Source organism: Streptomyces sp. Y7 (genome assembly GCF_043195415.1).
In the GTDB taxonomy this organism is placed as follows: domain Bacteria; phylum Actinomycetota; class Actinomycetes; order Streptomycetales; family Streptomycetaceae; genus Streptomyces.
Genome location: NZ_JBIDDQ010000017.1, coordinates 22,501 through 36,089 on the forward strand (window position 1 = coordinate 22,501; position 13,589 = coordinate 36,089).

Below are 13,589 nucleotides of genomic sequence, written 5' to 3' on the forward strand. Positions count from 1 at the left end.
GCTGGTCGCGCAGTTCCCCGCGCCCCTATCGGGGGGCTTCCGTGCGGGTCGCCTTCAGGAACTCCCGCAGGATGCGCTCCCCCGCCAGGACTCCCCGCTCCGGCAGCGCGCTGATCGCCGGGGCCGTCCATTCGGCGTCGGCCAGCTCTCCGTGGCCCGGGCGCCAGCCCCGGTCGGCGGCCAGCAGCAGGTCGGCGTCCAGGAGGGAGTCGCCGGCGGCCAGGGTCAGGTCCGCCCCCGTGCGGCGGGCGACCTCGTGCACGGCGGCGCTCTTGGTCAGCGGCTTCGGGACGGCGTAGATCTTGCGGCCCTGGAGGGACACCGTCCAGCCGCGGTTCTCCGCCCACACCGCGAGCTCCTTCACCCATTCCTCGGGCAGCAGCTCGCGCTCGACGACCAGGTAGGCGAAGAGGTCCTCGGCGATCCGGTGCTTGCGCACCCACGCCGGGGACGCCGAGGCCATCAGGTGGTCCTGCACCTCCGCGAGGGGCGCGCACTGCTCGGCCAGCCGGGCGGCGACCCGCGCGCTCCAGTCCTGGTCGGCGACGCCGTCGACGAGGATGTGGCCGCCGTTGGCGCAGATCGCGTACTTCGGCGCGGGGCCCGGCAGGTTGATGCGCTGGTACTGCTTGCGGGTCCGGGTCGTCGTCGGCACGAAGACCGCCGCGTCGCCGAGGTCGGTCAGCAGCTGGGCCGCCGTCTCGGTCATGTACGACAGCGGCTTGCTCTCGTGCACCTCCACGCACAGCAGCCTCGGCGCCCGCGGGTCCGGCATGGTCAGCGCGAGGGCCGCGGCGGAGTAGATCAGCGTACGGTCGAGGTCGCTCGCCACCAGCACCGGCATCAGAGGTTCACCGCCCGGCCGTCGGCACCCGTCGCGCCCCGCGTGTACTTGGGGTGGATCAACCCCACGCAGGTGTACGGCAGTTCGGCCACTTCCTCCACCGGTACTCCCCTTTGTTCGGCCAGCAGGCGTACATGGTCCAGGTCGGCGCCGGCCCCTGCCCGCGCCAGGATCTTCCAGGGCACCCGGCGCAGCAGCACGCGGGTGGTCTCGCCGACGCCCGGCTTGACGAGGTTCACGTCGTGGATGCCGTACTCCTCGCTGATGCGCTCGACGGCCGCCCAACCCTCCCAGGTCGGCTCGCGGTCGCCGGACAGCAGCTCCTTGGCGGTCGCGTCGACGGCGTCCACGACCTCCGGGAAGCGGGCGGCGACGGCGTCCAAGAAGGCCACGGAGACGTCGGCGCCGGCGAGTTCGCGGTAGAACTTCGCGCCGTGGTAGTCGTGCGGGCCGACCAGGTCGGCGCGCAGGACCGTACGGGAGATCAGGCCGGAGACCGTGGAGTTGAGGCACGCTGACGGGATCAGGTAGTCCTCGCGGGTGCCGTACGTCCGCACGCAGGAGCCCGGGTCGGCCAGGACCGCGATCTCCGGGTCGAATCCGGTGATGCCGTCGGACTCCTCGAACTCCCGTATCGCGGCGGCCAGTTCACGGGTGATGGCACCCTTGCCGGTCCAGCCGTCGACGAAGACGACGTCCCGCGGGTCGTGGTGCGCGGCCAGCCAGCGCAGGGCGTTGGCGTCGATGCCGCGCCCGCGCACGATCGAGACGGCGTAGTGGGGCAGTTCGAGGCCGTGCCGGAACTGCGCCCAGCGGCGCATCAGGACGCCGACGGGGGTGCCCGCGCGGGCCAGCGAGACCAGCACGGGGCGGGGTGAGCGCTCGGCGAGCACGATCTCCGTGACCGCGCCGGCGGCCTGCGCGAGGCGGGTCGCCGACTCGGCCAGTGCCGCCTGGAACAGATCCTGGTACTGCTCGCTGGGCTGGTACTCGACGGGCAGCGACTCGGCGTAGTGCGCGCCCCCGCTCTGGACGGCCTCTTCCCTCTCCTCGGTCGGCGCCTCCAGCGTCACGTCCGAGAGGTCCTGCAGCAGCCAGCCGACCTCCTCGGGGGCGTACGAGGAGAAGGCGGGGCCGCGGAGGGGCTCGGGCAGCATCGGGGGCCTTTCGGGAAGGGCCAGGGGCCCGGGGACGTACGACGGCACGACTGCCAGCAGAACGTGGGGGGTGTGGTCGGCGAGCCGCGCCAGCAGGCCTTCGGGGGCGTGCAGCTCCGGGGTGTCGGCGACCGAGTCGACGACGGCTATGACGGCGTCGAAGCCGGCGCCCGCGACGTTGTACGCGTAGCGCTCGCCGGGGCCGTCGGCCGGGGTGTCGTGGGCCGGGAAGACCAGGCGGGTGCGTATCGCGTAGCCCGGGTCGTCGACGGCGAGCACGGGTGAGCGGGTCGTGGTCGAGTAGCGGACCTCGACGCCCTCGGCCACCTGCTCCAGCTCACGGGCGAGCCTGAGGGGGGCGTACATCAGCTCCTCGAAGCCGAGCACGTGCACGCGCCGGGCACCCTCGGGCAGCGCCTCGGCGAGCCGCGCGGCCATCACGGGCAGGGCGGCCTCCAGCCGGGCCCGGTGCGTGGGCGTAAAGCCGTGACGACCACCGTCGGGGAGGCCGGGGGGCCAGTGCAGGTCTATGCGGGTGGCGTGGGGGCCGACGGGGTCGCCGTGCGACTGCGGGCCGACGGAGTCGCCATGCGACCGCGGGCCGACGGGGTCGCCATGCGACTGCGGGCCGGCGGTGGCCGGTCGCGCAGTTCCCCGCGCCCCTGGGGCGTTGCCCGCCTGGGAGGCGTCAGGGGCAGCGCCGCTGTTTGGGGTGTTGCCCTCCTGGGAGGCGTCAGCGGCAGCGCCGCTGTTTGGGGGCGCGGGGAACTGCGCGACCGGCCCCGACGGCGCCGCGGACGCCAGACCACCGGCACCAGCACTCGCCGCACCGGCACCCGCCGCACCGGCACCCGCACCCGCACCCGCACTCTCCGCCTCGTACCGCGCCACCAGCTCCTGCCCCTTCTCCAACACCCCCTCCGGCAGCCGCACGGTCCCCGACGCCGCCGTCACCAGGTCCACCCGCGCGCCGATCTCCCGCGCGAACTCCTCCAGCCGCCCGGCATCGGCCGCCGACCGCATGTCCACCAGCGCGACCACGACGTACCGCCGCCGCGGATACCGCTCATGAAGGTCACGCACGGTGTTCAGCACCGTGTTCCCGGTCGAGAACTCGTCGTCGACCAGGACCAGCGGCCCGTCCCCGACCAGCAGCGACGGATCCTCCGGCAGCAGCAGATGGGACGTGGCGTGCGAGTGGGACTCCTCGAAGCCACCCGCGCGGGCGACACCGGCGACCGGCCGCCGCGTGGAGTGCAGATACGGCGCGAGGCCGATGCCGTCGGCGACGGAGTGCCCGAGCCCGGTCGCGGTCTCCGCGTAACCGAGGACGACCGCGGCACCCGCCTCCTCGGCCCCCAGCAGCTCCCGCACCCGGCGCCCCAGGGCGAACCCGGCGCCGTACACCACGGAGGGTGACTGCGGTACGTGCTTGCCGAGCACGTTGGAGACCAGCAGATGCGCCCGCTTGGGGTTGCGTCGCAGGGCCAGCCCCAGCATCTCGGTGAGCCCGTCGTCGCCCACGAGCCGGACCCCGAGCCGCTCGGCGACCCAGCTCCCGGACCAGACCCCGTCGTTCACTGCCTTGTTCATGCGTCCCTTGGTGATAGAAGCCGGTCAGCCGGTGGAAGCCGGCCGGCCGGATCGAAGCCGGTCGGCCCGGTTCAGCCCGGAATCCCGGCGGCGAGCAGCTCCACGAAGCCGATGTCCTCATTGGCCACACCGAAAACCTCGGCCCGCAGCATCGTGCGCTCGGCCCAGGCCCGGTGCGGCTTCACCTCATTCATCTTGTTCGTGTACTGCGACCTGAGTACACCCCCGCCGCCCCGCTCGGGCCGCAGGATGTCCTCGGCGTCGCTGAACTCCTCGTGGCTGACCACGGACAGCGCGTGCACGGGCAGCACATGCGAGGGGTGGATGCACGTCTTGCCGAGCAGGCCGTTGGCGTGATCCATCGTGATCTCGCGCAGCAGGCCGTCCATGGAGTGCTCGATGAGGGCCTCGCGCAGCTCCTCCGCCTGGCCCTCCAGGAAGGGGCTGCGGCGCAGCTGCGGCTTGAACATACGTTCCTGCACCCGGAAGTACTCCCACACCGGCCCGGTCACCGTGAAGCCGGTGCCGTCGGCGCGGCCGAGCATGTTCACCACGTCGGAGATCACGGAGGCGACGATCTGGACGTCGTAGGCCGTCATGTCGGGAGCCCGGCGCAGCCCGTACGACGAGCAGAAGTCGGTCACGCCGAGGCGCAGGGCGAGCACCCGGTCCCGGTACTTGTCGACGGCGCGGGAGATGCCTTCCAAGGTCTCCACGCGCGACTCGCGGTAGAGCAGCTCGGGTGACTCCAGCACGGGCATGGCGAACAGCCGGCGGCCGCTGTGCGCCTCGGCGGTCGCGAGGGCCTCCAGGAACGGCATGCCGCGTTCCTCGGTGAACTTCGGCAGTACGAATCCGGACAGCAGCCGCGCCGAAGGACCGATTCTGCGCACCAGGTCGGGGATCTGCTCGGGCGTGCGGACCCGGATGAAGAGCAGCGGCAGCTCGTCCGCGCCGTCGCGTCCGGCGAGGTCGGTGAACTGGCGGACGAGGTTCTCCTCGCCCTCCGCGACATCCTCGTCGCGGATGGAGTCCTCCAGGCACAGCACCATCGACACCACGCCGCGTCCGGTCTGTTTGACGATGTCGTCGGCGAGCCGTGGCCGCGTGGCCGGACTGTAGAGCGTGGCCCCCAGGGCCGCGGAGAGCAGCCTGGCCGGAGAGTCGGCGGTGAACTCGCACGGCTCCTGGTGGAACAGGCGCTGCCGCACCTCCGGGGCGATGTGCCCGAAATGACGCATAGAACTCCCCCGTGGAGACCCAGTGGCCCCTGTGACCGGTTCACAGGTGGCCGGTAATAGTACGTAGATACCCATGTCAGGGGTTCCCGACGGGCATGAATTTCTGGTAACGCGGACAAACACGACCGCGCACGGCCTGTGTACCCCCGCGTTGTCGTGACCAGGACGGAGAAGGCAGGATGACCGCATGACGCACGCGATGTTGAAGGGGTCGAACGTCCCGCTCGAAGCCACGACGGTACGCGCCGTGCTGCGCTGGACGCCCGGGCAGGGGGTCCCGGATGTCGACGCCTCGGCTCTGCTCCTCGGCCCCGACGGTCGCGTGCGCTCCGACGAGGACTTCGTCTTCTACAACCAGCCCCGGCACCCCTCCGGGCAGGTCTGGCGGCTCGGCAAGAAACGACTCGCCGAGGGCCTCACCGACACGATCCAGACAGATCTGGCCGGTGTCGAGTCCGGCGTCGGTCAGATTCTGGTGGTCGCATCGGCCGACGGGGTCACCTTCGACCGCGTAAGGGACCTGCGCATCCTGCTGTACGACGCGACGGCCGCCGAGGGTGATCCGCTGGCGTACTTCGACATCAAGCCGGAGACGGGCCAGGAGACGGCCCTGATCTGCGGCGAGCTGTACCGCCGCGGCGACGTCTGGAAGTTCCGCGCGCTCGGCGAGGGCTACTCGGACGGCCTCAAGGGCCTGGCCACGGACTTCGGCATCTCGGTGGACGAGTCGGAGACCCTGGACGACCACGCGCAGACGCCCGAGATCTCCCAGCCGCTGCCGCCCGAGCAGCCGACGACCACGGTCCCGCCCCAGCCGGCCTACGGCTACCCGCAGCAGCCCCCGCCGACCCAGCCGGCGTACGGCTACCCCCAGCCGACCAGCCAGCCGGCCATGGCCCAGTCCGGCTACGGCTACCCGCCCCCGGTGACGACCGTGGCGGCCCCGGACTTCCGGCTGCCGCCCCAGGGCCCCCAGTTCATCGGCCGGTGACGCGAGCGCCCCGTGAGGGGCGCGGGGACCTGCGCGACGGGCCACGACGCCCCCGCGGCCGCCACGCGACACGGAACCCCGGCTACCGGTCGGCTACTTCTCCGCTTTCGTCTTGTAGCCGCGCCCCCACTGCAGTCCCCACCCGAACAACCGGTCCAGCTCCGCCTGGAACCCGTACACGAACTTCACCTCGCGCCGGACCCATATCTCACCCTTGACGTTCTCGATCATCACCACCGCGCAGGACCGTGCCTGCGGGTGCCGCTCGTCCAGGCCGATCTCGATCCGGGGCCCGTTGCTCGGGTAGAGCGTGACGATCGCGTGCGTGCGGTCGAAGGCCGGCGTCTGGTCGTAGATGTACACGAAGACCAGCAGGCGCTTGATGTTCTCGCGGTGATCGAGGTTGACGTAGATCGTCTCCCCGGACGCCGACCCGAACCGGTCGTCCCCGCTGAGCTTCACGTACGGCGGCGAGTTGACGTCCCCGAGGAAGCCGCCGAGCGGCTGGACGACGCCCTTCGTCCCGTCGGTCAGCTCGTACAGCGCCCCGAGGTCGAGGTCGACGTTGACCATGCTCTGGCTGTGCCCGAGCACCTCCGGCGGCTTGAGCGCCTTGAAGGGGTGCCGCAGCAGGCTCTCGCGCTGCGAGCCCCCGATGTCGGACGTCCGCATCCGCCAGGTCAGGTTGATCCGAAGGTGCCCGGTCGCCGCACCCTGCTTGGTGAGCGAGACCCGGTCGTGCCGTTTCGTCAGCTCGATCGAGTTCGACGACGCGCTGCCCGAGTCGAACTCGGCCGCCCGGCCACGCCAGAGCCCGTCCAAGAAGCCCATTCCGCCCCCACGTCCCACTCAGCCCCGCGTCCACTGGAAATACCGACGGGGCGGCCGGACGTCCGGCCGCCCCGTCGAGAGCGTTCCTCAACCGCGAGGGTGTCACACCCCGGACGAGACCTCAGTCTTCTCGTCCGAGCCCTCCGCTTTTCCCTCCGCTGCCGCCAGCGCGCGGTTGCGGCGCACCGAGGACCAGAAGGAGGCACCGATCAGGACGACACCGATCAGGCCGGTGATGATCTCGTTGATCTCGTACTGGATCGTGACGAGCAGGATCATGGCGAGCGCGCCGATCGCGTAGTGCGCGCCGTGCTCCAGGTAGACGTAGTCGTCGAGGGTGCCCTGGCGGACCAGGTACACGGTCAGCGACCGGACGTACATCGCGCCGATACCGAGGCCCAGCGCCATCAGGACGATGTCGTTGGTGATGGCGAAGGCGCCGATCACGCCGTCGAAGGAGAAGGACGCGTCCAGGACCTCGAGGTAGAGGAACATGAAGAACGCGGCCTTGCCGGCCAGGGCCACGGCGGAGCGTGGCTTGCCGGCCCGCTCGGCCTCTTCCTCGGCCTCGTGCTCGCGTTCCTCCTCCTCTTCGAGCTTGTCCTCGAAGTAGCCGGAGAGACCGCCCACGATCATGTAGGTGATCAGACCCGCGATACCGGAGAGCAGGACGGTCTCCGCCTTGTCGACGTGCGCGCCGCCGTGCTGGTGGGCGTTGGCCGCGAAGGTCAGGGCGGAGATCAGCAGGACGATCAGCGCGATGCAGACCGACAGCATGTCGACCTTGCCGAGCTTGGCCAGCGGGCGCTCCAGCCAGCCCAGCCACTTGATGTCCCGGTCCTCGAAGATGAAGTCCAGGAAGATCATCAGCAGGAACATGCCACCGAAGGCGGCGATCGCCGGGTGCGCGTCGGTGACGAGCTCCTGGTAGCGGTCCTTGTCGCTGAGCGCGAGGTCGACGGCCTCGATCGGCCCGAGCTGGGCGCTGATCGCGACGATGACGACGGGGAAGACCAGTCGCATACCGAACACGGCGATCAGGATGCCGATGGTGAGGAAGATCTTCTGCCAGAAGGCATTCATCTTCTTCAGGATCCCGGCGTTGACCACCGCGTTGTCGAACGACAGCGAGATCTCGAGGACGGAGAGGATCGCCACGATGCCGAGGGCGGTCCACCCCCCGAAGAGGACCGCTGCAACCAGGCCGAGCGCGGTGACCGCGAACGACCAGCCGAAGGTTTTCAGAACCACTGGCTACCCAATCCTATGTGTACGGGGCTCCCGCGCGCCGCACTCGGCTTTACGAAGACTTTGAACCCGAAGTCTAGTCGGCCGCCCTCCGGACCCCACCGGGGGCCGGGTTTTGCTCATATCGCGTTATGAGACGTTGACGCCGAAGTCGAGTGCGATGCCCCGGAGTCCGGACGCGTACCCCTGTCCCACCGCCCGGAACTTCCACTCGCCCTGGTAGCGGTAGACCTCGCCGAAGATCATGGCCGTCTCGGTGGAGGCGTCCTCGCTGAGGTCGTAGCGGGCGAGTTCCTGGCCGTCGGCCTGGTTCACGACGCGGATGAAGGCGTTGCTGACCTGTCCGAAGGTCTGGCCGCGTTCGTCGGCCATGTGGATGGAGACCGGGAAGACGATCTTGTCGCACTGGGCCGGCACCTTGGACAGGTCGATCAGGATCGACTCGTCGTCGCCGTCACCCTCGCCCGTGAGGTTGTCGCCGGTGTGCTCCACCGAGCCGTCCGGGCTCTTGAGCTGGTTGTAGAAGACGAACCACTCGTCGCCCAGTACCCGACCACTGCTGCACACCAGCGCGCTGGCGTCGAGGTCGAAGGGGGCTCCGGTGGTGGAGCGCGCGTCCCAGCCGAGCCCGACCATCACCTGAGTGAGGTTCGGTGCGGCCTTGGACAGGGAGACATTTCCTCCCTTGGCGAGCGTGACGCCCATGATGCTGGTCCTCCCCGCGTGATGCTTCTTTGGTTGTCCTGCCCTCCCCCGGCAGGGGGCACCCCCCGGGCGCCGCACCCGAAGGGTGCGGCGCCCGGGGGACTCGGCCAGTGGTGTCCTGGACGATCACATCCCGGATGCCGAACTCAGACGTTCACACCGAAGTCCTGCGCGATGCCGCGCAGGCCGGACGCGTAGCCCTGGCCGATGGCGCGGAACTTCCACTCCGCACCGTGCCGGTACAGCTCGCCGAAGACCATGGCGGTCTCCGTGGAGGCGTCCTCGCTGAGGTCGTAGCGCGCGATCTCGGCGCCGCCGGCCTGGTTCACGACACGGATGAACGCGTTGCGCACCTGGCCGAAGGACTGCTGGCGGTTCTCGGCGTCGTAGATCGAGACCGGGAAGACGATCTTCTCGATGTCGGCCGGGACGCCCGCGAGGTTGACCTTGATCTGCTCGTCGTCGCCCTCGCCCTCACCGGTGAGGTTGTCGCCGGTGTGCTCCACCGAGCCGTCGGAGCTCTTGAGGTTGTTGAAGAACACGAAGTTGGCGTCGCTGCCGACCTTGCCCGTGTTGTTCAGCAGCAGCGCGCTGGCGTCGAGGTCGAAGTCCGTGCCCGTCGTGGTACGGACGTCCCACCCCAGACCGACGATGACCGCGGTCAGGCCGGGCGCCTCCTTGCTCAGTGATACGTTGCCGCCCTTGCTGAGGCTGACTCCCACGAGTCCTCCATTGGTGTCCAGGGGCGGGGAGCCCCGCCGTGCGTTTGATATCGGATCAACGAGTCGATCCTAGTGACGGGTTCCCGTGGCTCGCAGGGCTTGATGCCGAAGAATCACAGGTGTCGGTCACCAGAGGGATCAGAGGGTGTCCAGCGCCGCGACGTACTCGTTCAGGTCGCGCGCGTCCGGCAGGGCGTTGACGACGGTCCAGCGCACGACACCCTCCTTGTCGATGACGAAGGTCCCGCGCACCGCGCAGCCCTTGTCCTCCGCGAAGACGCCGTAGGCGCGGCTGACCTCGCCGTGCGGCCAGAAGTCGCTGAGCAGCGGGTACTCCAGGCCCTCCTGCTCGCCGAAGACACGCAGGGTGTGGATGGAGTCGTTGGAGACGGCGAGCACCTGGGTGTCGCGGTCGGAGAACTTCGGGAGGTTGTCCCGCACCTCGCACAGTTCGCCGGTGCACACGCCGGTGAAGGCGAAGGGGTAGAAGAGCAGGACGACGTTCTGGGAACCACGGAAGTCGGAGAGCTTCACGGTGGCACCGTGGTTGTCCTTGAGCTCGAAGTCGGGGGCCTTGTCGCCGACCTGGATCGCCATCGTCGAGGATGTCCCTTCGGTGGGGCTGTTCGGGTGGGACCCACCCTATGCAGCGGCCACCGCGCCCCGCGCAGGAGGCCGGGCCGGGCTCCTCGGCCCGACCCGGCACAGCCACCGGTTACTTCTTGGACTTTGCGGCCTTGGGCGTCACCAGCCGGCTGCCGCTCCAGTCCTTGCCGACGCTGACGCTCTTGGACGCCGACAGCCCCGCCGTGGTCGCGGCTTCAGAGATGTCGCTGGGCTCGACGTAGCCGTCACGGCCGGTCTTGGGCGTCAGGAGCAGGATCGAGCCACCTTCTTCGATGTACGTGGTGGCGTCCACCAGCGCATCCGTCAGGTCGCCGTCCTCGTCGCGGAACCACAGCACCACGGCGTCGGCGACGTCGTCGTACTCCTCGTCCACCAGCTGGCCGCCGATGACTTCCTCAATGGCCTCGCGGAGCTCCTGGTCGACGTCGTCGTCGAAGCCGATCTCCTGGACCACCTGCTCGGGCTGGAACCCCAGCCTGACGGCAGGGCTCGTCCGCTCCTCCGCGTGGTCCGCGGTCGCGCTCACGGGTTGCCTCCTGATCATGTTTTGGGAATAACTCAGCCACGCGCGTGCGCGAAGCATTGGCCGTAGTCCACACGGGCGGGACGGATCGCGCAAGTACCCGGCCGTTCAGACCGCCGAAACGGTGACGATCCGGAACGTGTCACCGCAACTCCAGGCACACCCTCATGGTCTCAAGGTGACGCGCACCACACCAATCTGCCCCCTTTGTGCGTTTGGGAACCATGCGTGGGTACTCCACCGTTCACGAAGCGCCGGTTACTTCACAGTAGAGATGACGTTTGACGCCCCGAGGTACACGATGGGGAGCGGTGCAGACACCCAGAAATACGGCCCTCTGACAGGTAAGGAACAGCGTGGCTTCCGGATCAGATCGCAACCCGATCATCATTGGCGGCCTTCCGAGTCAGGTTCCTGACTTCGACCCCGAGGAAACCCAGGAGTGGCTCGATTCCCTCGACGCCGCCGTGGACGAGCGCGGCCGGGAGCGGGCCCGCTATCTGATGCTGCGACTGATCGAGCGGGCGCGCGAGAAGCGCGTGGCCGTGCCCGAGATGCGCAGCACGGACTACGTCAACACGATCGCCACCAGGGACGAGCCCTTCTTCCCGGGCAACGAGGAGATCGAGCGCAAGATCCTGAACGCGACCCGGTGGAACGCCGCGGTCATGGTGTCCAGGGCCCAGCGCCCCGGCATCGGCGTCGGCGGTCACATCGCCACCTTCGCCTCCTCCGCCTCGCTCTACGACGTGGGCTTCAACCACTTCTTCCGGGGCAAGGACGAGGGCGACGGCGGCGACCAGGTCTTCTTCCAGGGTCACGCCTCCCCGGGCATCTACGCACGCGCGTTCCTGCTGGACCGTCTCAGCGAGCAGAACCTGGACGCCTTCCGCCAGGAGAAGTCGAAGGCGCCCCACGGCCTGTCCTCCTACCCGCACCCGCGGCTGATGCCGGACTTCTGGGAGTTCCCGACCGTGTCGATGGGCCTCGGCCCGATCGGCGCGATCTACCAGGCGCGGATGAACCGCTACATGGAGGCGCGCGGCATCGCGGACACCTCCAAGTCGCACGTGTGGGCGTTCCTCGGCGACGGTGAGATGGACGAGCCGGAGTCGCTCGGCCAGCTGTCCATCGCCGCCCGTGAGGGCCTGGACAACCTGACCTTCGTGGTGAACTGCAACCTCCAGCGCCTCGACGGGCCGGTGCGGGGCAACGGCAAGGTCATCCAGGAGCTGGAGTCGATCTTCCGCGGCGCCGGCTGGAACGTGATCAAGCTGATCTGGGACCGCACCTGGGACCCGCTGCTCGCGCAGGACCGCGACGGCCTGCTGGTCAACCGGATGAACACCACTCCGGACGGCCAGTTCCAGACCTACGCAACCGAGACCGGCGCGTACATCCGCGACCACTTCTTCGGCGACGACCAGCGGCTGCGCACGATGGTCGAGGGCATGACCGACGACCAGATCCTGCACCTGGGCCGCGGCGGTCACGACCACAAGAAGATCTTCGCGGCGTTCTCGGCGGCCAAGGCGCACAAGGGCCAGCCGACGGTGATCCTGGCCAAGACGATCAAGGGCTGGACGCTCGGTCCCAACTTCGAGGGCCGCAACGCCACGCACCAGATGAAGAAGCTGACGGTCGACGACCTCAAGCGCTTCCGGGACCGGCTGCACCTGCCGATCGCGGACAAGGACCTGGACAGCGGACTCCCGCCGTACTACCACCCGGGGCGCGACTCCGAGGAGATCCAGTACATGCACGACCGCCGCAAGGGGCTCGGCGGTTATGTCCCGACGCGTGTGGTGCGCTCCGAGCCGCTGGCACTGCCGGACGACAAGACGTACGCGACCGTGAAGAAGGGCTCGGGCCACCAGTCGATCGCCACGACCATGGCCTTCGTCCGACTCCTCAAGGACCTCATGCGGGACAAGGAGATCGGTCGGCGGTTCGTACTGATCGCGCCCGACGAGTACCGCACGTTCGGCATGGACTCGTTCTTCCCGAGCGCGAAGATCTACAACCCGCTCGGCCAGCAGTACGAGGCGGTCGACCGCGATCTGCTGCTCGCCTACAAGGAGTCGCCGCAGGGCCAGATGCTGCACGACGGCATCTCGGAGGCCGGCTGCACGGCCTCGCTGATCGCGGCGGGCTCGGCGTACGCCACGCACGGCGAGCCGCTGATCCCGGTCTACGTCTTCTACTCGATGTTCGGTTTCCAGCGCACCGGCGACCAGTTCTGGCAGATGTCGGACCAGCTGGCGCGCGGTTTCGTACTGGGCGCGACCGCCGGCCGTACGACGCTGACCGGTGAGGGCCTCCAGCACGCCGACGGCCACTCGCAGCTGCTCGCGTCGACGAACCCGGGCTGTGTCGCCTACGACCCGGCGTACTCGTACGAGATCGCGCACATCGTGCAGGACGGTCTGCGCCGGATGTACGGCGGCGACGCCGAGCACCCGCACGGCGAGGACGTCTTCTACTACCTCACCGTCTACAACGAGCCGATCCAGCACCCGGCCGAGCCGGAGGACGTCGACGTCGAGGGCATCCTCAAGGGTGTCCACCGGCTGAGCGAGGGCGCCTCGGGTTCGATCCCGGCGCAGATCATGGCCTCCGGTGTCGCCGTCCCGTGGGCGGTCGAGGCGCAGAAGATCCTCGCCGAGGAGTGGAACGTCAAGGCCGACGTCTGGTCGGCGACCTCCTGGAACGAACTGCGGCGCGAGGCCGTGGCGTGCGAGGAGCACAACCTGCTGCACCCGGAGGAGGAGCAGCGGGTGCCGTGGGTGACGCGGAAGCTGAGCGGCGCCGAGGGGCCCTTCGTGGCCGTCTCCGACTGGATGCGGTCGGTGCCGGACCAGATCGCGCGCTGGGTGCCGGGCACCTACCAGTCGCTGGGTGCGGACGGCTTCGGCTTCGCGGACACCCGTGGCGCGGCCCGCCGCTACTTCCACATCGACGCCCAGTCGATCGTGGTGGCGGTGCTGACCGAGCTGGCCAAGGAGGGGAAGGTGGACCGGTCCGCGCTGAAGCAGGCGATCGACCGCTACCAGCTCCTGGACGTCTCGGCGGCGGACCCGGGAGCCGCGGGAGGCGACGCGTAGCGG

General features: G+C 69.4%; 11 protein-coding genes. 2 read left to right on the forward strand and 9 right to left on the reverse strand.

The genetic code is table 11. The features are described from left to right. Positions 1-25: 25 nt before the first annotated feature. The 3 genes from ACGFW6_RS31120 to ACGFW6_RS31130 all read right to left on the reverse strand — a co-directional run bounded on the left by ACGFW6_RS31120 (position 26) and on the right by ACGFW6_RS31130 (position 4,835). Complete coding sequence (locus tag ACGFW6_RS31120) at positions 26-844, reverse strand: HAD family hydrolase (protein ID WP_393517189.1); 819 nt, start codon at positions 842-844, stop codon at positions 26-28. Next, positions 844-3,594, reverse strand: a complete 2,751-nt coding sequence (locus tag ACGFW6_RS31125) for a phosphoribosyltransferase domain-containing protein (RefSeq protein WP_393517192.1) — start codon at positions 3,592-3,594, stop codon at positions 844-846. The genes ACGFW6_RS31120 and ACGFW6_RS31125 overlap by 1 nt, the downstream gene beginning before the upstream one ends. A gap of 71 nt (positions 3,595-3,665) precedes the next feature. Further along, positions 3,666-4,835 carry an HpcH/HpaI aldolase/citrate lyase family protein gene (locus tag ACGFW6_RS31130; RefSeq protein ID WP_393517195.1) on the reverse strand — a complete coding sequence of 390 codons (1,170 nt, stop codon included), beginning with the start codon at positions 4,833-4,835 and terminating at the stop codon, positions 3,666-3,668. Positions 4,836-5,022: 187 nt separating this feature from the next. Here ACGFW6_RS31130 and ACGFW6_RS31135 point away from each other — a divergent pair, with 187 nt between their 5' ends. Then, on the forward strand, positions 5,023-5,826 hold the full coding sequence (locus ACGFW6_RS31135) for a TerD family protein (RefSeq protein ID WP_393517198.1): 804 nt from the start codon (positions 5,023-5,025) through the stop codon (positions 5,824-5,826). A 93-nt stretch (positions 5,827-5,919) separates the two neighbouring features. On the opposite strand, the gene ACGFW6_RS31140 is transcribed toward ACGFW6_RS31135, so the two are convergent. From ACGFW6_RS31140 to ACGFW6_RS31165, 6 genes are all read right to left on the reverse strand, one after another. Beyond that, positions 5,920-6,657, reverse strand: a complete 738-nt coding sequence (locus ACGFW6_RS31140) for a Tellurium resistance (protein WP_393517200.1) — start codon at positions 6,655-6,657, stop codon at positions 5,920-5,922. Positions 6,658-6,759: 102 nt separating this feature from the next. After that, positions 6,760-7,908: a DUF475 domain-containing protein gene (locus ACGFW6_RS31145; protein ID WP_393517203.1), complete on the reverse strand. Its 1,149-nt coding sequence runs from the start codon at positions 7,906-7,908 to the stop codon at positions 6,760-6,762. 126 nt (positions 7,909-8,034) lie between these two features. Continuing rightward, positions 8,035-8,610 (reverse strand): TerD family protein, encoded by a 576-nt coding sequence (locus ACGFW6_RS31150; protein ID WP_189696773.1) that lies wholly within the window; start codon positions 8,608-8,610, stop codon positions 8,035-8,037. Positions 8,611-8,756: 146 nt separating this feature from the next. Next, a complete protein-coding gene (locus tag ACGFW6_RS31155; RefSeq protein WP_030944541.1) occupies positions 8,757-9,332 on the reverse strand; it encodes a TerD family protein in 576 nt (191 codons plus the stop codon). A gap of 138 nt (positions 9,333-9,470) precedes the next feature. Continuing rightward, entirely contained in the window at positions 9,471-9,929 is a 459-nt protein-coding gene (locus ACGFW6_RS31160) for a peroxiredoxin (protein WP_269639883.1), read from the reverse strand. Between the two features lie 118 nt (positions 9,930-10,047). Further along, positions 10,048-10,485: a DUF3052 domain-containing protein gene (locus ACGFW6_RS31165; RefSeq protein ID WP_380856424.1), complete on the reverse strand. Its 438-nt coding sequence runs from the start codon at positions 10,483-10,485 to the stop codon at positions 10,048-10,050. A 353-nt stretch (positions 10,486-10,838) separates the two neighbouring features. Here ACGFW6_RS31165 and aceE point away from each other — a divergent pair, with 353 nt between their 5' ends. Continuing rightward, positions 10,839-13,586: a pyruvate dehydrogenase (acetyl-transferring), homodimeric type gene (aceE, locus tag ACGFW6_RS31170; RefSeq protein ID WP_393517210.1), complete on the forward strand. Its 2,748-nt coding sequence runs from the start codon at positions 10,839-10,841 to the stop codon at positions 13,584-13,586. The last annotated feature ends 3 nt before the right edge of the window (positions 13,587-13,589 follow it).